General features: G+C 64.3%; 21 protein-coding genes. 8 read left to right on the top strand and 13 right to left on the bottom strand.

Going from position 1 to position 19,539, the window contains the following annotated elements; genetic code table 11:
* Positions 1-57: 57 nt before the first annotated feature.
* The 8 genes from CO731_RS12045 to CO731_RS12010 form a co-directional block, all read right to left on the bottom strand.
* Positions 58-915 (bottom strand): cytochrome c1, encoded by an 858-nt coding sequence (locus CO731_RS12045; RefSeq protein WP_108607301.1) that lies wholly within the window; start codon positions 913-915, stop codon positions 58-60.
* Positions 916-944: 29 nt separating this feature from the next.
* Positions 945-2,246, bottom strand: coding sequence for a cytochrome b/b6 (locus tag CO731_RS12040; protein WP_108607300.1), 1,302 nt, complete (start codon positions 2,244-2,246; stop codon positions 945-947).
* A gap of 19 nt (positions 2,247-2,265) precedes the next feature.
* Entirely contained in the window at positions 2,266-2,829 is a 564-nt protein-coding gene (gene petA, locus CO731_RS12035; RefSeq protein WP_108607299.1) for a ubiquinol-cytochrome c reductase iron-sulfur subunit, read from the bottom strand.
* Between the two features lie 321 nt (positions 2,830-3,150).
* Positions 3,151-3,462 (bottom strand): DUF6665 family protein, encoded by a 312-nt coding sequence (locus CO731_RS12030; protein ID WP_108607298.1) that lies wholly within the window; start codon positions 3,460-3,462, stop codon positions 3,151-3,153.
* 9 nt (positions 3,463-3,471) lie between these two features.
* The gene (locus CO731_RS12025) at positions 3,472-5,340 is read right to left on the bottom strand and encodes an ABC transporter ATP-binding protein (protein ID WP_108607297.1); all 1,869 of its coding nucleotides are present in this window, start codon (positions 5,338-5,340) and stop codon (positions 3,472-3,474) included.
* Between the two features lie 171 nt (positions 5,341-5,511).
* Positions 5,512-7,389, bottom strand: a complete 1,878-nt coding sequence (locus CO731_RS12020) for an ABC transporter ATP-binding protein (RefSeq protein WP_108607296.1) — start codon at positions 7,387-7,389, stop codon at positions 5,512-5,514.
* A 214-nt stretch (positions 7,390-7,603) separates the two neighbouring features.
* A complete protein-coding gene (locus tag CO731_RS12015) occupies positions 7,604-9,484 on the bottom strand; it encodes an ABC transporter ATP-binding protein (protein ID WP_108607295.1) in 1,881 nt (626 codons plus the stop codon).
* Between the two features lie 150 nt (positions 9,485-9,634).
* Positions 9,635-9,946 carry a hypothetical protein gene (locus CO731_RS12010; protein WP_108607294.1) on the bottom strand — a complete coding sequence of 104 codons (312 nt, stop codon included), beginning with the start codon at positions 9,944-9,946 and terminating at the stop codon, positions 9,635-9,637.
* 279 nt (positions 9,947-10,225) lie between these two features.
* Here CO731_RS12010 and CO731_RS12005 point away from each other — a divergent pair, with 279 nt between their 5' ends.
* Positions 10,226-10,684: a tRNA (cytidine(34)-2'-O)-methyltransferase gene (locus tag CO731_RS12005; RefSeq protein WP_108607293.1), complete on the top strand. Its 459-nt coding sequence runs from the start codon at positions 10,226-10,228 to the stop codon at positions 10,682-10,684.
* 157 nt (positions 10,685-10,841) lie between these two features.
* Positions 10,842-11,291, top strand: a complete 450-nt coding sequence (gene soxR / locus CO731_RS12000) for a redox-sensitive transcriptional activator SoxR (RefSeq protein WP_108607292.1) — start codon at positions 10,842-10,844, stop codon at positions 11,289-11,291.
* Between the two features lie 31 nt (positions 11,292-11,322).
* Here soxR and CO731_RS11995 read toward each other — a convergent pair whose 3' ends face one another.
* Both CO731_RS11995 and CO731_RS11990 read right to left on the bottom strand, forming a co-directional pair.
* Entirely contained in the window at positions 11,323-11,907 is a 585-nt protein-coding gene (locus tag CO731_RS11995; RefSeq protein WP_108607291.1) for a peroxidase-related enzyme, read from the bottom strand.
* A gap of 21 nt (positions 11,908-11,928) precedes the next feature.
* On the bottom strand, positions 11,929-12,186 hold the full coding sequence (locus CO731_RS11990; protein WP_108607290.1) for a hypothetical protein: 258 nt from the start codon (positions 12,184-12,186) through the stop codon (positions 11,929-11,931).
* Between the two features lie 78 nt (positions 12,187-12,264).
* Between CO731_RS11990 and hemF the strand changes: the two genes are divergently transcribed.
* From hemF to CO731_RS11960, 6 genes are all read left to right on the top strand, one after another.
* Positions 12,265-13,179, top strand: a complete 915-nt coding sequence (gene hemF / locus CO731_RS11985) for an oxygen-dependent coproporphyrinogen oxidase (RefSeq protein ID WP_108607289.1) — start codon at positions 12,265-12,267, stop codon at positions 13,177-13,179.
* A gap of 55 nt (positions 13,180-13,234) precedes the next feature.
* The gene (locus tag CO731_RS11980; protein WP_108607288.1) at positions 13,235-13,498 is read left to right on the top strand and encodes a BrnT family toxin; all 264 of its coding nucleotides are present in this window, start codon (positions 13,235-13,237) and stop codon (positions 13,496-13,498) included.
* The gene (locus tag CO731_RS11975) at positions 13,488-13,751 is read left to right on the top strand and encodes a helix-turn-helix domain-containing protein (RefSeq protein WP_159091626.1); all 264 of its coding nucleotides are present in this window, start codon (positions 13,488-13,490) and stop codon (positions 13,749-13,751) included. Before CO731_RS11980 ends, CO731_RS11975 begins: the two co-directional genes overlap by 11 nt.
* 122 nt (positions 13,752-13,873) lie before the next feature.
* The gene (locus CO731_RS11970) at positions 13,874-15,709 is read left to right on the top strand and encodes a DEAD/DEAH box helicase (protein ID WP_108607286.1); all 1,836 of its coding nucleotides are present in this window, start codon (positions 13,874-13,876) and stop codon (positions 15,707-15,709) included.
* Between the two features lie 261 nt (positions 15,710-15,970).
* Positions 15,971-16,231, top strand: coding sequence for a DUF1344 domain-containing protein (locus tag CO731_RS11965; protein WP_108607285.1), 261 nt, complete (start codon positions 15,971-15,973; stop codon positions 16,229-16,231).
* Positions 16,232-16,476: 245 nt separating this feature from the next.
* The gene (locus CO731_RS11960) at positions 16,477-16,662 is read left to right on the top strand and encodes a DUF1059 domain-containing protein (RefSeq protein ID WP_055970520.1); all 186 of its coding nucleotides are present in this window, start codon (positions 16,477-16,479) and stop codon (positions 16,660-16,662) included.
* A 20-nt stretch (positions 16,663-16,682) separates the two neighbouring features.
* On the opposite strand, the gene CO731_RS11955 is transcribed toward CO731_RS11960, so the two are convergent.
* From CO731_RS11955 to CO731_RS11945, 3 genes are read right to left on the bottom strand one after another with little or no spacing between them, the layout of a single operon-like run.
* A complete protein-coding gene (locus CO731_RS11955) occupies positions 16,683-17,939 on the bottom strand; it encodes a CCA tRNA nucleotidyltransferase (RefSeq protein WP_108607284.1) in 1,257 nt (418 codons plus the stop codon).
* Entirely contained in the window at positions 17,936-18,568 is a 633-nt protein-coding gene (locus CO731_RS11950) for a CoA pyrophosphatase (RefSeq protein ID WP_108607283.1), read from the bottom strand. Before CO731_RS11950 ends, CO731_RS11955 begins: the two co-directional genes overlap by 4 nt.
* Complete coding sequence (locus tag CO731_RS11945) at positions 18,568-19,212, bottom strand: DUF1285 domain-containing protein (protein WP_108609793.1); 645 nt, start codon at positions 19,210-19,212, stop codon at positions 18,568-18,570. Before CO731_RS11945 ends, CO731_RS11950 begins: the two co-directional genes overlap by 1 nt.
* Positions 19,213-19,539 lie beyond the last annotated feature (327 nt).

Genomic DNA, 19,539 nt, shown 5'->3' with positions numbered 1-19,539 from the left:
GGCAAAAGAAAAGGGCGCCTTGCGAGCGCCCTTCGATTTCATGTCGGCCAGCCCAGATCAGTGGGCGTTGGCCCAGACCTTGCGCTTGGTGGCGTAGATCAGGCCGGCAAACAGCACCAAGAAGATCATGACGGCAAAGCCGGTCTGCTTGCGCGCCTCAAGGTGCGGCTCGGCAGCCCACATCAGGAACGCCGAGATGTCCCTGGAGTACTGTTCGACCGTCTCGGGCGAACCGTCCTCGTAGGTCACCTGGCCGTCGGAAAGCGGCTTGGCCATGGCCAGCGACTTGCCGGCGATGAAGAACGGGTTGTAGTGCGTGCCCTCGGGAACTTCCATGCCGGCCGGCGGCTGTTCGTCGTAGCCGGTCAGAAGCGCGTGGATATAGTCCGGGCCGTTCGACGCGTACATGGTGAATATGTCGAACACGAAGGTCGGGAAACCACGCTCGACGCCGCGCGCCTTGGCGATCAGCGAGAAGTCGGGCGGGGCAGCGCCGTTATTGGCCGCGGCAGCCGCGATCGCGTTCGGGAAGGGCGACGGGAAATGATCGCCAGGCAGAGCCTTGCGGGTGAACATCTCGCCATCGCCGTTCGGGCCGTCCTGCACTTCGTACTCGGCAGCGAAGGCCTTGACCTGCGCTTCTGAGTAACCGAGGTCCTCGAGCGTGCGGAACGCCACCAGGTCCATCGAGTGACAGGCCGAGCACACTTCCTTGTAGATCTTCAGGCCGCGCTGGAGCTGGCCCTTGTCGTAGGTGCCGAACGGGCCGGCGAAGGTCCAGTCCATTTCCTTCGGCTTGTGGATCGGGAAGTGCGTCGGCTCGGCCGCATTGTGCGCTTCCTGAGCCAGCGCCACGCCGGCCGTGCCGGCGAGCACGAAGCCGATGGCAGCCAGACCGTTGAGAATCTTTTTCATTCCAAAATCCCTCTCAGATTCTCTTTGGTTCAGCCGCGGGTCTCGGGTGCAGCGGTCGCACCTGCCGGATGAGCGGAGCCGCCCTTGTTCTTCTCGAGCACGGCTTCGGTGATCGAGTTGGGCAAGCGGCGCGGCGTCTCGATCAGGCCGAGAACCGGCATGATGACCAGGAAGAACGCGAAGTAGTAGAGCGTGGCCAGCTGCGACATGATCACGTAGGCGCCTTCGGCGGGGCGGGAACCGAGCCAGCCCAGGAAGATCGCGTTGATGACGAAGATCCAGAAGAACAGCTTGTACCACGGGCGGTAGACAGCCGAGCGGACCTTCGAGGTGTCGAGCCACGGCACGACGAACAGCACCGCGATCGAGCCGAACATCGCCAGCACGCCGCCGAGCTTGGAGTCGATCGGGCCGATGTTGAAGGTGATCGCGCGCAGGATCGCGTAGAACGGCAGGTAGTACCATTCCGGAACGATGTGTGCCGGCGTCTTCAGCGAGTCGGCCATGATGTAGTTGTCGGGGTGGCCGAGGAAGTTCGGGATGTAGAAGATGAAGTAGGCGAACACGGCCAGGAACACGACCATGGCGAAACCATCCTTGATGGTTGCATAGGGCGTGAAGGCGACGGTGTCGGTCTTCGACTTGACTTCGATGCCGGTCGGGTTGGTCTGGCCGACGACATGCAGCGCCCAGACGTGCAGGACGACGACGCCGGCGATCATGAACGGCAGCAGGTAGTGCAGCGCAAAGAAGCGGTTCAGCGTCGGGTTGTCGACGGCGAAGCCACCGAGCAGCAGCTGCTGCACCCATTCACCAACCACCGGAATGGCGGTGAAGAAGCCCGTGATGACGGTAGCACCCCAGAAGGACATCTGGCCCCAGGGCAGGACGTAGCCCATGAAGCCGGTTGCCATCATCAGCAGGTAGATGATGCAGCCGAGGATCCACAGCAGCTCACGCGGCGCCTTGTAGGAGCCGTAGTAGAGACCGCGCATGATGTGGATGTAGACGGCGATGAAGAAGAACGACGCACCGTTGGAGTGCATGTAGCGCAAGAGCCAGCCGGAGTTGACGTCGCGCATGATCTTTTCGACCGACTGGAAGGCCAGCGTCGTGTCGTTGGCGTAATGCATGGCCAGCACGACGCCGGTCAGGATCTGTGCAACGAGCATGATCGAAAGGATGCCGCCGAAGGTGTAGGCGTAATTCAGATTACGCGGCACCGGGTAGGAGACGAATGAATCGTGCACCAGCCGCGGCAGCGGCATGCGCGCATCGATCCAGCGGCCGATGCCGGTTTTGGGCGAATAGGTCGAGTGTCCACCGCTCATGGAATTAAGTCCCCCTGCCTCAGCCTATCCGGATCATGGTGTCGGAAACGAACTGGAATGTCGGAATATGAAGGTTCTCGGGCGCCGGGCCTTTGCGGATGCGGCCAGCCGTATCGTAGTGCGAGCCGTGGCAAGGGCAGAACCAGCCGCCGAAATCACCCTGCTGGCCGAGCGGCACGCAACCCAGATGGGTGCAGACGCCGACCATGACCAGCCAGTTTTCCTTGTCCTTGCCGGCCGTGCGATCGACGTCCGTCGCCTGGGCGTCGGCAGCGATGTTGGCGTTGCGTGCGACCGTATCCTTGAGGTCGGCGAGCGGCACGTCCTGCGCTGCCTTGATCTCTTCGGGCGTGCGGTTGCGGATGAACACCGGCTTGCCGCGCCATTTCACCGTCAGCGACATGCCGGGCGTCAACGACGTGACGTCAACCTCGATCGAGGACGCGGCCAGCGTCGACGCGTCCGGGCGCATCTGATCGATGAAGGGCCAGGCAATGGCGCCTGCACCGACCACGCCGGCCATGCCGGTGGCCACATAGAGAAAATCGCGGCGATTGGGCTCGCTCGTATCGGTTGCGCTCAAGGGACCTGATCCTTCTGCCTCAATACCACCGAAGGCTGAGCACTTGTCCCCGCTCAACAATGCCAGCCCGACGGCGCATGGCAACCAGGCTAGCGAATTCCTCCGGCATTTGGACTTCGGTTTATGCGTGAAGCCTCTTTTTGTCCAGACGCGACAGGGCACATGGGCAGATTGTCGCGGGGACAACGCAAGGCGGTGGAAAACTGGCTGGAAATGGCGGAAATCAGCGGATTTTGCGACACCGGGCATGCCTGCAACACCAGGGAGGCCGGGCTCGCCCCGGCGAGGCCAAACTTGCGCCGGGAAACGACCGTGGGCCGATCAGGCAGCGCCGAGTCGCACCAGCACCTCGCGCGGGATGCCATAGTCGCGAATGGCGTCGTCATGCTTGCGCAGGCCGCAGAGCTCGCGCTGAATGAAATAGGCGTAGACCGCGTCAGCCGCCGCCTTGAGCAAGACGCGCCGTTCGTCGCCGTTGCCCTGATGCGCATTGAGCTTGCCGAGCGCCTCGCCGACCCGGTCGCCAGCGCGCCCGAGCGCTGCCGCTTTTTCGGCGAGGAACTCGTATTCGAGCACGTTGAGCGTCTGCTCGGAACGGTTGGACAGGATGGAAGGCGGGCGGACAGAAGACATGACTCGATCCTACTCCGCCGCGAGCCGGTCGGCCAGGAAGCCGCCGGACTGGCGCTTCCACAATTGCGCATAGAGCCCGTCCCTGGCGATCAGCGCATCGTGGCTGCCCTCCTCGACGACGCGGCCCTCGTCGAGCACGATCAGCCGGTCGAGCGCGGCGATGGTCGACAGCCGGTGGGCGATGGCGATGACCGTCTTGCCCTCCATCAGCTTGTAGAGATTGTCCTGGATCGCCGCCTCGACCTCGCTGTCGAGCGCCGAGGTCGCCTCGTCGAGGATCAGGATCGGCGCATCCTTGAGCATCATCCGGGCGATCGCCACACGCTGGCGCTGTCCGCCTGACAGCTTGACACCGCGCTCGCCGACATGCGCGTCATATCCGCGCCGGCCACGCGGATCGGCGACGTCGACGATGAAGTCGTGAGCGGCGGCGCGCCGGGCGGCATCAACGATCTCGGCCTGCGAGGCCCCTGCCCGGCCGTAGCCGATATTGTCCGTGATCGAGCGGTGCATCAGCATCGCCTCCTGGCTGACGACGCCGAACTGGGCGCGCAGCGACGCCTGGGTGATGTCGCGCACGTCGCGGCCGTCGATCAGGATGCGGCCCTCCTCCACGTCGAACAGGCGCAGCGCAAGGTTGACCAGCGTCGTCTTGCCCGCACCGGAGGGGCCGACCAGCGCGACACGCTCGCCCGGCTTGATGTGCAGGCTGAGCTTGTCGATCACGCCGCTGCCCTTGCCGTAGTGGAACGACACGTTGTCGAAGACGATGTCGCCGGTCGCACGCGGCAGCACGGCCGCGTTCTCGACATCGCGGATCGCCGGGCGCACCGAGATGGTGCGCGTGGCGTCCTGCACGGTGGCATAGTTGCGCACCAGGCCGTTGATGTTGAACATCATCCAGCCGGACATCTGGTTGAGCCGGAAGACGAGGCCGAGTGCTGCGGCAATCGCCCCGGTCGAGATTTCGCCTCGGGTCCAGCTGACGATGCAGATGGCAGCGACCGCCGCCATCATCGCGCCATTGATGACCGCGACCGCCGCACGCACGGTGGTGATGGAGCGGGTCAGCCGGACGACGGCGCCGAGATAGCTCTCGAGCCCGTCGCGCACATAAGCATGCTCGCGCCGCCCGCTGTCGAACAGCTTGACCGCCATGATGTTGGTGAAGGCATCGACGAGGCGCCCGTTGAAGATCGAGCGCTGGTCGGCGGTGGCGCGGCCGGCCTGGCGCATCTCGGGCAGCAGGAAATAGATGATCGCGGCATAGCTGGCGAACCACAGCATCACCACCGCCCCCATCAGCGGGTCGAGCGAGACCAGGATGGTCAGCGACAGCAGCACGAAGGTGAGGAAACTCCACATCGTCTGCAGCACATTGACGATGAAGTCGCCGACGGCTTCGCCACCCTGCACGATCTTGGTCGCGATGCGGCCGGCGAAATCGTTCTGGTAGAAATCGTAAGGCTGCTCGATGACGCGCCGGAACGCCTGCCAGCGCACCATCGAGAAGAAGCCGGGCACGACGATCTGCTGCTCGACGATGGCCGAGCCGATGATGATGACGGCGCGGACGACGAGGATCAGCACCAGCAGGCCGGCGAGTTCCGGCCAGTGCTCGGCGAACAGCCGCTGCGGGCTGGTGGAATCGAGCAGGTCGATGAGCCAGCCGACCGACCAGTAGAGCGCCGCGTCGATCGCACCGGCCAGGAAGCCGCTGATCAGCAGCAGCGTGAACGGTCCTCTCGCCTGCCGGGCGAAATAGAGGATGAAGGCCCATGCGCTTTCGGGCAGCACCTCACGATCGGTGTCCTGGAACGGGTCGATGGCGCCTTCGAAGCGACGCCAGAACTTTTCGCGGAAGGGCTCGGGAGTCATGTGGCGAAAGCCTTCCTCATTGCGAACAAGGCCCCCTCACCCGGCCTCCGCTTCGCTCGGCCACCCTCTCCCCACCGGGGAGAGGAGATTGTCGGCGCCTCAGCCTTCCTCTTCTCCCCAGCGGGGAGAAGGTGCCCGAAGGGCCGGATGAGGGGGCCATGAAAAGCGCCATCACGCTGGCCTCGATTCGTCGAGCACGCTGTCTTCGTGAAACAGGAAACCACCGGACTGGCGCTTCCACAGCCGGGCATAAAGCCCGTCGAGCGCAAGCAACTCGTCATGGGTGCCTTGTTCGGCAATGCCGCCCTGGTCGAGCACGATCAGCCGGTCGAGGGCCGCGATGGTCGACAGGCGGTGCGCGATGGCGAGCACGGTCTTGTTTTGCATCAGCGCCTGCAGGTTCTCCTGGATCGCCGCCTCGATGTCTGAATCGAGCGCCGAGGTCGCCTCGTCGAGGATCAGGATCGGCGCATCCTTGAGGAACACCCGCGCAATCGCCACGCGCTGGCGCTGGCCGCCCGACAGCTTGACGCCGCGCTCGCCGACGAAGGCGTCGTAGCCCCTGCGGCCGCGATTGTCCTCGAGCGTGCCGATGAACTGGTGCGCCTCGGCCTTGCGCGCCGCGGCGATGACCTCGTCGTCGGTGGCGTCGGGTTTGCCGAGCTTGATGTTGTCGCGCAGCGAACGGTGGAACAATGCGGTATCCTGGCTGACGACCCCGATGGAGGCCCGCAAAGAATTCTGGGTGACGGTCGCGATGTCCTGCCCATCGATCAGGATACGGCCGCCTTCGAGATCGTAGAGACGCAGGATGAGATTGGCGAGCGTCGTCTTGCCCGCACCCGAAGGACCGACGATGCCGACCTTTTCGCCCGGCTTGACGACAAGGTCGATGCTGTCGAGCACGCCGCCGCCCTTGCCATAATGGAACACCACCTTGTCGACATGAATCTCGCCGCCCGTCACCTCGAGCTGGCCAGCGCCCGGCCTGTCGGTCAGCCCGAGCGGCTGGCTGATCAGCGCCTTAGAGTTTTCCAGCACGCCGAGGTTCCGGAGAATGCCGTTGAGCTGCATCATCAGCCGGCCGAGCAGCATGTTGAGCCGCAAAACCAGGCTGAGCGTGAAGGCGACCGCGCCGACCGAGATGGCGCCCTCGATCCACAGATGGATCGAGTACCAGGCAATCGCGGTGATCATGACGCCCGACAGCGCCGTCAGCGCCAGCCGCACGCCGGTCAGCCGGCGCGTGAACGGGCGCAGCGCATCGAGATAGATGTCGAAACCGGAACGAATGTAGCGGTCGTCGCCATCGGCGGCGAACAGCTTCAGCGTCTGCACGTTGGAATAGGAATCGACGATGCGCCCGTTGATCATCGAGCCGGCTTCGGCGGTGGCCTCGGCATGCTTGCGGATCGACGGCAGGTAGTGATTGGCGAGGAAGCCGAAGGCGACGATCCAGATGACGACAAGCGCGGCGAGCCGCCAGTCGAGACCCGCGACCACGGCAAGCGTGGTGATGGTGTAGACAAGCATGAACCACACGACCTCGATGAAGCTTTCCATCAGGTCGCCGGTCGCCTGCCCCGCCTGCCAGACCTTTGTGGCGATACGGCCGGCGAAGTCGTTCTGGAAGAAGGAATAGGATTGGCGCGAGACGTGGCGATGCGCCTGCCAGCGCACGAGATTGTAGAAGCCCGGCGTGATCGTCTGCTCGTCGACAAGCGCCGACAGGCCGACGATCAGCGTGCGAACGACAAGCACTACGACTGCCATGAACAGCACTTCGGCGCCGGCGACGTCCCAAAGGGCAGCCCAGCTGCGGTCGGTGGGCAGCCCGTCGAGGATGTCGACGAGGCGGCCGACGAAGTAGAAAAGCCCCGCCTCGACGAGCGGTGCGATGCCGCCGATGACCAGCATGGCGAAGAAGGCGAATTTTGCCTGGCCGACATAGTGCCAGAGGAAACCCCAGACGGTGGCGGGAGGCCGAAGGCTGTCAGGCTCGCGGAAGGGATAGACCCAGCTTTCGAACCATTTGTAGATTCTGTTCATGAGCACTCTGGGCTATCCCGCGGCAACGACTCGCTATTTTCGGCCCAACCGATGCACGAGGCAACCGCAGCTTGGCAGGAGAAACGTGCCGCTAAGCCGAGCGAATGTTGGGCGGTGTGTTCACATTAAGAGGAGGATGCGCTGGGTGTGGGGTCGCCGTGGTTTCCCCTCCCCACAAGGGGGAGGGAGGGCGTCGGCCTCGCGGCACCTCGCCCTACTCCGCCGCCTGGCCCTTGGCCTCGGCGTCGTTGGCCGCCTCGCTTGCTACGTCGTCCAGCAGGAACCCACCCGACTGGCGCTGCCACAGCGAGGCGTAGAGCTCGCCCCTGGCGACCAGTTCGTCATGGCTGCCCTGCTCGACGATGCGGCCCTTGTCCATCACCACCAGCCGGTCCATGGCCGCGATGGTGGAGAGCCTATGCGCGATGGCAATGACGGTCTTGCCTTCCATCAGCCGGTAGAGGTTTTCCTGGATCGCCGCCTCGACCTCGGAATCGAGTGCAGAGGTCGCCTCGTCGAGGATCAGGATCGGCGCATCCTTGAGCATGACGCGGGCGATGGCGATGCGTTGGCGCTGGCCGCCGGACAGCTTGACGCCGCGTTCGCCGACATGCGCCTCGAAGCCCTTGCGGCCCTTGGGATCGGACAGGGTGGAGACGAAATCCAGAGCTTCGGCCCGACGGGCCGCCTCGACCATCATCGCCTCCGTGGCATCGGGACGGCCATAGAGGATGTTGTCGGCCACCGAGCGATGCAGCAGCGACGTGTCCTGCGTGACCATGCCGATATGCGCGCGCAGGCTGTCCTGCTGCACGGTCGAAATGTCCTGCCCGTCGATGACGATGCGGCCGCCCTCGATGTCGTAGAAGCGCAGCAGCAGGTTGACCAGCGTCGACTTGCCCGCGCCGGAACGGCCGACAATGCCAACCTTCTCGCCCGGACGGACATTGAGGGTGAGATCCTCGATGACGCCTTTCTTCTTGCCGTAGTGGAAGCGCACGTTGTCGAACAAGATTTCGCCCTTGTCGACGACGATCTCCCTGGCACCGGGCTTGTCTTCGACCAGGCGCGGCATCGAGATCGAGGTGATGCCGTCCTGGACGGTGCCGATGCTTTCGAACAGGCCCGAGACTTCCCACATGATCCATTGCGACATGCCCCACAGGCGCAGCACCAGGCCGAGCACGACGGCGACCGCGCCGATGGTGACGACACCGCCGAGCCACAGCCAGATCGACAACGCGCCGACCGACAAGAGCAGCGTCGAGTTGAGCAGATAGAGCACGCCGTAGAGCGAGGTCACCAGCCGCATCGACCGGTAGACCGTGTCCATGAACAGCGACATGCCTTCTTTTGCGAACGTCGCCTCGCGGCGCGAATGCGAGAACAACTTGACCGTCTGGATATTGGTGTAGCTGTCGACGACCCGGCCGGTCATGGTCGAGCGCGCGTCGGCCTGCTCTTCGGCAAGCTTGCCGAGGCGCGGCACGAAATAGCGCAGCAACAGCACGTAGCAGAAGAGCCAGACGATCAGCGGCGCGGCGAGGCGCAGGTCGGCCGAGCCGACGATGAACAGCACGCCGAGGAAATAGACGATGACGTAGTTGAGCACGTCGATGAGCTTGACCACGCATTCGCGCACGGCGAGCGCGGTCTGCATCAGCTTGGTGGCGATGCGGCCGGCGAACTCATCCTGGTAGAAGCTCATCGACTGCTTGAGCAGGTAGCGATGGACCTGCCAGCGGATGCGCATGGGATAGTTGCCCATCAGCGTCTGCTGGTTGACCAGCGACTGCAGCACCACCATGCCCGGCAGGATGACCATGACGATGAACGCCATGCCGGCGAGCTTCCAGCCCTCGTTCTCAAGGAAGGTCTCGCGGTTCTGGTTCGACAGCCAGTCGACGATGTTGCCGAGGAAGCCGAACATCCACACTTCGGCGAGCGCGATCAGCGAGGTGAGCACGGCTGCCACGATGATGTAGGGCCAAGCACCCTTGGTGTAGTGCAGGCAGAACGCCACCAGCGTCCTCGGCGGCTCGACCGGTTCCTCCACGGGGAACGGATTCAGTCTGTTTTCAAACCAGCGGAACATATGAGTCTCTCAATCGGTATGTGACACGCAGCGAATTCCGCGTGGACGTGTCTTGGAGGGCCACTGGCACGGCCATTGTTCGCCGGATCCTGTGTGGGATGCGACGGGGGCCTCAGGAATGTAGGTGACCGCTGAGGATTCGGCGAATCCTCAGCGGTTGCCTCCTGACATCGTTCTGGCAGCAGGCCGGGCCTGACCCGACCGGCCGGCAAGCCGGCCGATCAGGGCGAAGACGCGGCCGAAGAACGGCCGGTGGTTGGGGTCGGGCACGACATTGCTCATGTCGACATCGGGCAACATGCCGCGATGCAGCTTTCTCGGCGGGCCCGAGACTTGCGGGCTTGCGCCGATCGACAGCGACCAGGCCTTGCGCCTCGCTTCGGCGAGTTGGCTCAGCCCCAGGGAATTTGCAGAGTCGGGTTCGTTACGGGCGTCGGGCCCGTGTGGGATGTTGGCAAACATCGGAATTGTCCTTCGAAAACCGGATAAGGGCTTCTGCGGACCGCGATGCGAAAATGCCTGGAAATGTCAGGAAAGTCGTCGAACCGGTCCGCCGTCAGGCAGTTCGTCGCCCACAGGTGGGGCGGTGAATATCAAGATGCATCATGTACCCCTCCATCGGTCCGAGTTGACAATGCCGGCCGTATACGCCCATTCGCGGCGGAATGCCACGGCCTCGTCTTCATTTTTTGCTTTGGCTCGTCTTGCTGTTGCCTTGCCGCCACAGATTAGGAACTCAAAATGGACGAAAAACTGCGCATCGCGCTCTACCAGCCGGATATCGCCGGCAACACCGGCACGATCCTGCGCATGGCCGCCTGCCTCGGCCTCGCCATCGACCTGATCGAGCCCGCCGGCTTCGACATTTCCGACCGGGCGCTCAAACGCGCCGGCATGGATTATCTCGAAATGGCGGCCCTGACCCGGCACGTCGATTTCGACCGCTTCGAGGACTGGCGGCAGGACGAAGGCCGCCGCCTGGTGCTGATGTCGACCAAGGCCGCCCTGCCCTATACCGATTTCCGCTTCCAGGCCGGCGATATCGTCATGCTGGGCCGCGAATCGGCTGGGGTGCCGGATCACGTCCACGATCTCGCCTTCGAGCGGCTGTTGATCCCGATGCCCGGCGGCGGCCGCAGCCTCAACGTCGCGCTGAGTTCCGCGATGGTTGCCGGAGAGGCACTGCGCCAGATCGGCTGACCATGCGTCTGCCAGCTCCATGAACACGGCAGCAAACCTCCGCCCCGGCGGATTGGTGCTTCGGTTCATTTTCGGATTGCACGCCATGTCCTGGTCCTTCCTTGCATCGTGAAGGATACCCTCGTACAACCTCAACCAACCTTGAGGTCAAGCAGGAATCTCCATGGCAAGCGAACTGACCGTCGGCGAGGTGGCGAAGCGCAGCGGCGTGGCCGTTTCGGCCCTGCATTTCTACGAGGCGCGCGGGCTGATCCACAGCCACCGCACCTCGGGCAACCAGCGGCGCTATGCGCGCGACGTGCTGCGGCGGGTGGCAGTGATCAGGATCGCGCAGGACGTCGGCATCTCGCTCGCCGACATTGCCGCCGCCTTTGCCGCGCTGCCGGACGGGCGCACGCCGACGCGCGAGGATTGGAGTCTGCTATCAACGGGTTGGCGCCACGACCTCGACCACCGCATCGAACAGCTGAAGAAACTGCGCGACGGGCTGACCGACTGCATCGGCTGCGGCTGCATGTCGATCGACAAGTGCCCGCTGCGCAACCGCGAGGACCGGCTGGCGCGCCAGGGCCCGGGACCGCGGCGGCTGATCGTCCCGGCGGAATAGAGCAATCTGGGCGGCGTGGTTGCCGGGTCCGTCAGTAGCTCCGGCCGACCGTCATCGCCGCGCGAAACGCCTCGTCGCTGTCGATGAAAATTGCCTCCGGCCCGGCACCGACCGCATCGAAGAAGCGGCTGACGAAACAGCGGAAGGACGCACAAAGGGCGATGTCGCAGATCTGCTGGTCGCTGAAGCCTGTGGTGCGCAGACGGTCGATGTCGGCTTGCCTCACCTGCGAGGCATCGATGGCGATCTGCTCGGCATAGGCCAGCATCGCAACGTCGCGTTCAGTCAGCCCCGCATTTCGGAAATCCTGCTGGAGGGCCAGCACCGCCTCCTTCGAGCCGAGATCGGCGATCAGCTGCTTGCCATAGACATGGGAGCAGTAGGTCGACGGGACCTGCTTGGCGGCAACCAGCGTGATCAGCCGCCATTCGTGCATGCCGAGCGAGAAGCCGGCGCGCATCTGGTCGTTGAAGTCGGTATATACCGGCAGCAAGTCGGGACGCGCCGTGAAGCATTGGGTCGCTTCCATGACGAAGCCCAGTTGCGCTCGTGCCTTGTCGTAGATCTCGGCGACGCGGCCCTTCGCCTCATCCTCGGCGATCGTCTTCAGGAACATCTTTGCACCCGCGCTTGAGAATCAGTCCGACGTCGGCAGGCGGCGGATGGTGAACTCGATGACGTCGCCGGGACGCTCGAACCAGCTCTCGATCTCGGTCCAGTAGGCCTGCTTGGGCCAGCGCGAGAACCACTCCTGCGCCTTCAGCCGTGCATCGTTGCGCGGCAATACGAAGGTCTCGCGCAGGAACCCGTCGCGCGGCTTGAGTTCACGTTCGGCCCGGCTGCGGTGGAGCCTTTTTCTGAGGTCATCCAGCGGCGGTCTGGTCGGGGTGCCCATAAAGAACTCCTTGACCCATACGAGAAGGAGATTAGGGATCGCGCCGGACAATTACGAGTCATTTGTGCGGAGCCTAAATTGCAGCGTCCTGAAATCCCGGCGGGACTGCCGGCCGACATCGAAGACAGGAAGGCGCGCGCCCGCGCCTGGTTCGAGGAGCTGCGCGACCGCATCTGCCTCGCCTTCGAGGCGCTGGAGGACCAGGTCGAAGGACCGCTGGCCAGTTGGGCGCCGGGTCGCTTCGAGCGCACGCCGTGGCAGCGCGACGAGGGACGTGGCGGCGGCGGCATCATGTCGATGATGCATGGCCGGGTGTTCGAGAAGGTCGGCGTGCACACCTCGACCGTGCATGGCGAGTTCTCACCCGAGTTCCGCAAGCAGATGCCCGGTGCCGAGGAAGACCCGCGCTTCTGGGCCTCCGGCATTTCGCTGATCGCCCATCCGCAGAACCCGAACGTGCCGGCCGTGCACATGAACACGCGGATGGTTGCGACCTCACGCTGGTGGTTCGGCGGCGGCGCCGACCTGACGCCGGTGCTCGATCGCCGGCGCACGCAGGAAGACGCCGACACGGTTGCCTTCCACAAGGCGATGCAGTTCGCTTGCGCCAAGCACCCCGGCATCGCCGACCATCAGAAGTACAAGGACTGGTGCGACGAGTATTTCTTCCTGCCGCACCGCAACGAGCCGCGCGGCACCGGCGGCATCTTCTTCGACTGGCAGCATTCGCCGGAGGAAAAGGGCGGCTGGGATGCCGACTTCCGCTTCGTGCAGGATGTCGGCCGCGCGTTTCTCGTCGCCTACCAGCATCTCGTCCGCCAGAACTTCAACACCAACTGGACCGACGGCGACCGCGACGAGCAGCTTGTCCGCCGTGGCCGTTATGTCGAATTCAACCTGCTCTACGATCGCGGCACGATCTTCGGGCTCAAGACCGGTGGCAACATCGCCTCGATCCTGTCCAGCATGCCGCCCGAGGTCAGGTGGCCGTAAGCGATTGCGAACTCTACGCTGATAGCGTATAATTGCGACAGCTGACGGATGCCGCATGAAGATCTCGTTCGATCTGGGCAAGGACGAATGGACCCGGGCCGAGCGAGGTTTCTCGCTGGCACTCGGGGCGGACGTGATCCGCAACAGGGTCGCCACCCTGCTGGACGACCGGCGCGACTATGGTGAGGATCGCTTCGTCGCCTTCGGGTATGTCGACTTACGGCTCCACGTCTGCGTGTTCACGATACGAGACACGGTCTTTCACATCATTTCGGTGCGGAAGGCCAACGACCGGGAGATTGCCAGATATGGTCGATGATGCCGACAGCCACGACTGGACCGAGGAAAAGACGCGGGCGCTCGATGCAAGCGCCAAGCTGAAGCTGACGCGCGGCCTGCTGGAAATGAGCCAGGGCGAATTTGCCGCCTTGCTCGGCATACCCGTCACCACGCTCCAAAACTGGGAACAGCGGCGTACCGAACCGGATGCCGTCGCAAGGACCCTGATCGACCTGATCTATGACGATCCCAAAGAGATGCGGACGCGCATGATGCGGCGCAACGCGGCTTGAGCCCTATGCATGGCTGCCCTGCCCGCCGTCGCATTGACGTGCGGGCAGCAAACCTTTAGAGAGCCCGCTTTCCTTGGCCCTCGTCCCGCTGTGACGGGCCTCGCTCTCATTGGAAGATTTTTGTGACGATTTTCGACAACATGGTTCCGGCGCTGGCCGGGGCGCTCACCGCGCGTGGCTACGAAACGCTGACCCCGGTGCAAACGTCCGTGCTGGCCCCCGAGGCCGACGGCGTCGACCTTCTGGTCTCGGCGCAGACCGGCTCCGGCAAGACTGTAGCCTTCGGCATTGCCATCGCCCCCACCCTGCTTGACGGCCGCGAGCGTTTCGACCGTGCCGGTGCCCCAAGCGCGGTGATCATCGCGCCGACCCGCGAGCTCGCCATCCAGGTGCGCCGCGAGTTCGAATGGCTCTATGCCGCGACCGGCGCCCGCATCGCCTCCTGCGTCGGTGGCATGGACATGCGCAAGGAACGCCGCGCGCTTGACGAAGGTGCTGACATCGTCGTCGGCACGCCGGGCCGCCTGCGCGACCACATCACCCGCGGTTCGCTCGACATCTCCGGCCTGCGCGCCGTCGTGCTCGACGAGGCCGACGAGATGCTCGACCTCGGCTTCCGCGAAGACCTGGAGTTCATCCTGGCGGCAGCGCCTCAGGAGCGCCGCACGCTGCTGTTTTCGGCAACCGTGCCACCGCAGATCGCCCAGATGGCGAAGCGCTTCCAGCGCAACGCGCTGCGCATCACCGCCGCCGGCGAGAGCCGCCAGCACGACGACATCGAATACCGCTCCGTGCTGGTGGCGCCGCCCGAGCGCGAGAACGCCATCATCAACACGCTGCTCTATTTCGACGCGCGCAGCACCATGGTGTTCTGCGCGACGCGCGAAGCGGTCAAGCATTTCTCGGCCCGCCTTGCCAACCGCGGCTTTGCCGTGGTGGCGCTGTCGGGCGAACTGAGCCAGGCCGAGCGCAACAACGCGCTGCAGGCCATGCGCGACGGCCGCGCCCGCGTCTGCGTGGCGACCGACGTCGCCGCCCGCGGCATCGACCTGCCGAACCTGGATCTCGTCATCCACGCCGACCTGCCGACCAACCCGGACACCCTGCTGCACCGTTCGGGCCGTACCGGTCGCGCCGGCCGCAAGGGCGTCTGCGTGCTGATCGTGCCGTTCCACCGCCGCGGCAGCGCTGCACGCCTGCTCAAACTGGCAAAACTCGAAGCGACGACGCAGTCGGCACCGGGACCGGCCGAGATCGACGCCCGCAACCGCGAGCGCATGCTGGCCGAGCTCAACGACATCGAGGCCGCTGGCGAGGATGAGGCGGCGATCATCGCCGAGGTCCTGGCCGCGCATTCGCCTGAGACGCTGGCTCTCGCCTGGCTGCGCCAGCAGATGGCTTTGCGCCCCGCGGCTGAAGAGCTTTCCGACCGCCCGATCCCGGCCTTCGATGCCGCCAGGGCCGAGCGTCCGGACAACCGCTTTACCGATGGTGTCTGGTTCTCCGTCTCGGTCGGCCGCAAGCAGCGTGCCGAACCGCGCTGGCTGCTGCCGCTGCTGTGCAAGGCGGGCCATGTGACCAAGAACGAAATCGGCTCGATCCGCATCTTCGACACCGAATCGCATTTCGAAGTGGTGGCCAACCGCGCCGACAACTACGCCAGGACCGTCGAACAGAACGGCACCGGCGAAAAGGGCGTCGACATCAAGCGGCTCGAAGGTGCACCTGGCGGCGGCGACCATGGCGCCAAGCCGAAGAAGCAGCACCGCAAGGGCCAGTACGATCCTTCCGACAAGCCGCCCTTCAAGAAGAAGGCTTTTGAAAAGAAGCCCTACGAGAAGAAGCCGTACGAAAAGAAACCGTACGAAAACCGTGCAGGCGACAAGCCCGCCTACGACAAGCCGGCGGGCACCGGTGCGCCCAAGAAGTACAAGCCGAAGAAGAAGTTCGGCGAGTAAGGCGGTCCGATAGCCTGCGGCTTTTGGCTGCATCAGCCTTCGCCACAATCGATGCCACAAAGCGAAAATCTGGCGTCGATTGTGGCTAAGTCACCGTTTCAAAATATGTTTTTCGTCTAATATTCCCCTGACAAGACAGGTCTATTTCTATCGCCGGGGCCGGGAAACGCCGGCGGTTCGAACCGCGACGCGACGTGACCGGACGGCCCTTCACAAGGTGGGTTAGCCCATCGGGCGCCCGCATTCGTCGGAGAGCATGCCATGCGCAAGCTTCTTGTTCCGGCAGCCGCAGCTGCCATTCTCGCAACATCTGCCGTAGCCTTCGCCGCCGTCCAGCATACGGACGGGACGATCAAGACGTTCGACGCCAAGGCGATGAGCCTGACCTTGGCCGACGGCTCGTCCTTCGTGCTGCCCAAGAAGTTCAAGGACCCCGGCCTGAAGGCAGGCGAGAAGGTATCGATCTCCTGGGACATGAGCGGCAAGAACAAGGTCGCCGAAGCCATCAAGATCCTGAAGTAGCGCGTTTTTGCGATTGAATTTCCGGAAGGGCGGAACGCAGGTTTCGCCCTTCCTTTCATTTCGGCCTGCACCATGCGGATTCCGTTTCGCAGCAAGCCGGCCCAAGCTTTTGCAATGGCTCCGCTTTCCGTCCCTGGCCGGGCGCTGCATCAGCCGAATTTCGCGCTGGCTCAAGTCCCGCGCAACCAATCGCCGGATTGCATGTTATAGTTCACCCCCGAACCGGACGAGGAAGGAGACATCCGATGAAGGAATTTCAATGCGGGTCACTTGTCCCCGGCTGCCAGTGGCACACGCGCCACGAGGACGAAGCTGAAATCATGCGCCGCGTCGCCGAGCACCTGCGCGAGACGCATGGCGAAACCATCATCCGCGAGACGATGATCGAGGCGATCCGCTCGCGCATCGAAAAGGTCCGCGACGCGGCCTGACGGACTTCAGGCCCGAGGTTTCAGGCCTTGAGCCTTGCAGCGGCGCGCCCGAGCAGCGCGTCGCGCCCCAGCGAAAAGCCGCTGTCGACCCACTCCGTTTCCAGATGCTTGAGCAGCGCGCCAAGGGCAGCACCCTCGACGCCAAGCTCTGACAGATCGCCGCCGCGCAGCGGGAAATCAGGCTTCTGCCATTTGTCCGCAAAGGTGAGCAGCCGGAAATAGCCGCCGGCTTCGATCAACGCCTTGTCGTCCTGCTCGGCGCGGCCCCGCGCCGCGGCGAGATCGAGACGCAGGCGGTCCCTGAAACCTTCGACATTGCCGCGATAAAGCCGCTTGGCCAGTTCGCCTTCGGAGACAGCCGCTTCCACCTTCGCTGTCGCCGCCCACTGCACCAGCCTGTCGGTCTCGGAATTGGACAGCCGGAGCCGCTCGCCAAGCGTCTTCATGCGCACCGCATCCGGCGGCACGATCGATGCCAGGCGCAGCAGCGGATCGGCAGCCCAGCCGAGATCGTTTTCCGCCCTGACGAGCGCATGGATGGCGTCGATGCCCCATTTCTCGCTTTCCGGCAGCGCTGCCGTCAGCACGCCGGCCTGGCGCATCCACAACAGCGCGCGCGACGGATCGGAGGCCGCAAGCAGCCGCTTCAACTCCGACCAGACGCGCTCGGCGGACAGCCGGGAAAGCCCGTCCTTGAGCCGCGCGCAGGCCTTCAGCCCTTCGGCATCAGGGCGGCCCTTGCCGTACCAGGCGAAGAAGCGGAAGAAGCGCAGGATGCGCAGATAGTCCTCGCGGATGCGGGTTTCGGCGTCGCCGATGAAGCGCAGGATCCGGCCTTCGAGATCGGCAAGCCCGCCGACCAGATCGACCACCGTGCCGTCGGCCTTGGCGTAAAGCGCATTGATGGTGAAGTCGCGCCGCTCGGCGTCGAGCTTCCAGTCGCGGCCGAAGACGACCTTGGCGCGGCGGCCATCGGTCTCGACATCGGCACGCAGCGTGGTGACCTCGAACGGCCTGCCGCCGGCGATGACCGTGATCGTGCCGTGCTCGGCGCCGGTGGGCACGGTCTTGAAGCCGGCTGCCTCGGCACGGCGAACGGTCTCTTCCGGCAAATTGGTGGTGGCGATGTCGACATCGGCGACGGGTTCGCCGAGCAGTGCGTTGCGCACAGCCCCCCCGGCGATGCGCGCTTCTTCGCCATCGGCATTGAGGACTGCGAGCAGTTTCTGCAACTGCGGATCGTTCAGCCAAGAGGCTCCGGCGATCGTTGCGCTCATGTGTAGAGCCTTTCATAGAGCGCGCGGATGATGCCGGCGGTGACGCCCCAGATGTAGCGCTCCTCGTAGGGCATGGCGTAGAAAAAACGCTCCTTGTCCTGCCAGGTGCGACTGGCGCGGTTGTGGTTGGCGGGGTCCATCAGGAAGCCGAGCGGCACCTCGAAGATGTCGTCGACTTCATCCGGATTGACGGTGAACTGGAAGCCGGGGCGGACGACGCCGAGCACCGGCGCGATGCGATAGCCGCTGCCGGTGACATAGTCCGGCAAGCGGCCGATTATGTCGATATAGTCTGACGTTAGCCCGATTTCCTCTGATGTCTCGCGCAGCGCTGCCGCCTCCGGCGAGACGTCGCCCGGATCGATGCGGCCGCCGGGAAAGGCGATCTGGCCGGAGTGGCTCTTCAGCTTCTCCGCCCGCTTGGTGAGGATGACGGTCGAGGCGTCGCCATGGTCCACCACCGGGATCAGCACGGCCGCATCGCGCAACCGGTCGTGCACGAACAGCTCACGCATGTCGGGGTTGAGCAAATGGTCGCCATAGTCGGCGACGGCATCGTTGAGATGCTCCTGCGCCGCACGCTGGCGGAAATCCTGCGCCGAATAATGTGCTGCCGGGGAACGGACCATCACGCGCTCAGCCGCTCCAGCCTGTCCCAGGGCATCACAGGATAGACCTCGCCCTTCGAACGCACGGCGAACATGTCGTTGCCGTCGATCTCGATGCGCTCGCCATGTTCGACGAGCTCGTACATGACAGGACGCGCGACCAGCGCCTCCAGACGACCGCGCACCAGCAGATAGGGCTTGAGGCCTCCGGTCTCGGGCTCGTCGACGAAGCGCAGCCGATGCTCCGGCCCGGCCTCGACGACATCGCCGACATTGGTGCGGAAGGTCAGCACCTGGTCGGCGCCCTCGCCCGTGACGTTCATCTCGACGGCAACGAAATGGGCGTCGACGACGCGGATGCCGACTCTTTCCACCGGGGTGACGAGGTAGGTCTTGCCGTCCTCGTCCTTGCGCAGCACGGTCGAAAACAGCTGCACCAGTGGCATGCGGCCGATCGGCGTGCCCAAATAGAACCAGGTGCCGTCGGGCCTAATTTCCATGTCGAGATCGCCGCAGAAATCGGGATTCCAGCGCTCGACCGGCGGCAGCCCTTTGCCGGCGCGGGCGGCGCGTGAGATCAGCGCCTCGAGGCCGGCCGCGTCGCCGGCGCGGGTCAGCCCAGGGTCAGTCGTCGCCTCGCGGCTATGGTCAAGGTCGCCAGTCATGGTCACGAAATAGTCACTGTTGTTGCGCTTGTCAGCATAGGCAAGTGATTTAAGTTCAATGCCATGACCTCGCAAAGGTGCGGGCCAAGGTGTGGGCATCGAGATCGCGACGCCCGGGATCGTTTGACCTCTGGGGATTGGGCGGCAGGCACGACGTCCACACGGACGACGCACCGGACCAAGGGGCAAATAATCCAGGTAGATTTACGAAGCGGCATCGCGTTCGGATGGACGAGAGAGGCACGCTGTAGCATTTTGAGTGAGCGCATCGGCGGTCCGGGAATCGGTTTCGATTTCAGGGCCCCGCGCCAGAAGAAGGATCCGGCC

Origin of the sequence: Aminobacter sp. MSH1 (genome assembly GCF_003071665.1) — a bacterium.
In the GTDB taxonomy this organism is placed as follows: domain Bacteria; phylum Pseudomonadota; class Alphaproteobacteria; order Rhizobiales; family Rhizobiaceae; genus Aminobacter; species Aminobacter niigataensis.
This window is presented reverse-complemented; position numbering and strand designations above follow the sequence as displayed.

Coding starts and splice junctions, on each gene's coding strand:
- CO731_RS12045 (WP_108607301.1), bottom strand. CDS start 915: ATGAAAAAGATTCTCAACGGTCTGGCTGCCATCGGCTTCGTGCTCGCC.
- CO731_RS12040 (WP_108607300.1), bottom strand. CDS start 2,246: ATGAGCGGTGGACACTCGACCTATTCGCCCAAAACCGGCATCGGCCGC.
- CO731_RS12030 (WP_108607298.1), bottom strand. CDS start 3,462: ATGTCTTCTGTCCGCCCGCCTTCCATCCTGTCCAACCGTTCCGAGCAG.
- CO731_RS12025 (WP_108607297.1), bottom strand. CDS start 5,340: ATGACTCCCGAGCCCTTCCGCGAAAAGTTCTGGCGTCGCTTCGAAGGC.
- CO731_RS12020 (WP_108607296.1), bottom strand. CDS start 7,389: ATGAACAGAATCTACAAATGGTTCGAAAGCTGGGTCTATCCCTTCCGC.
- CO731_RS12015 (WP_108607295.1), bottom strand. CDS start 9,484: ATGTTCCGCTGGTTTGAAAACAGACTGAATCCGTTCCCCGTGGAGGAA.
- CO731_RS12010 (WP_108607294.1), bottom strand. CDS start 9,946: ATGTTTGCCAACATCCCACACGGGCCCGACGCCCGTAACGAACCCGAC.
- CO731_RS12005 (WP_108607293.1), top strand. CDS start 10,226: ATGGACGAAAAACTGCGCATCGCGCTCTACCAGCCGGATATCGCCGGC.
- CO731_RS11995 (WP_108607291.1), bottom strand. CDS start 11,907: ATGTTCCTGAAGACGATCGCCGAGGATGAGGCGAAGGGCCGCGTCGCC.
- CO731_RS11990 (WP_108607290.1), bottom strand. CDS start 12,186: ATGGGCACCCCGACCAGACCGCCGCTGGATGACCTCAGAAAAAGGCTC.
- CO731_RS11980 (WP_108607288.1), top strand. CDS start 13,235: ATGAAGATCTCGTTCGATCTGGGCAAGGACGAATGGACCCGGGCCGAG.
- CO731_RS11975 (WP_159091626.1), top strand. CDS start 13,488: ATGGTCGATGATGCCGACAGCCACGACTGGACCGAGGAAAAGACGCGG.
- CO731_RS11965 (WP_108607285.1), top strand. CDS start 15,971: ATGCGCAAGCTTCTTGTTCCGGCAGCCGCAGCTGCCATTCTCGCAACA.
- CO731_RS11960 (WP_055970520.1), top strand. CDS start 16,477: ATGAAGGAATTTCAATGCGGGTCACTTGTCCCCGGCTGCCAGTGGCAC.
- CO731_RS11955 (WP_108607284.1), bottom strand. CDS start 17,939: ATGAGCGCAACGATCGCCGGAGCCTCTTGGCTGAACGATCCGCAGTTG.
- CO731_RS11950 (WP_108607283.1), bottom strand. CDS start 18,568: ATGGTCCGTTCCCCGGCAGCACATTATTCGGCGCAGGATTTCCGCCAG.
- CO731_RS11945 (WP_108609793.1), bottom strand. CDS start 19,212: ATGACTGGCGACCTTGACCATAGCCGCGAGGCGACGACTGACCCTGGG.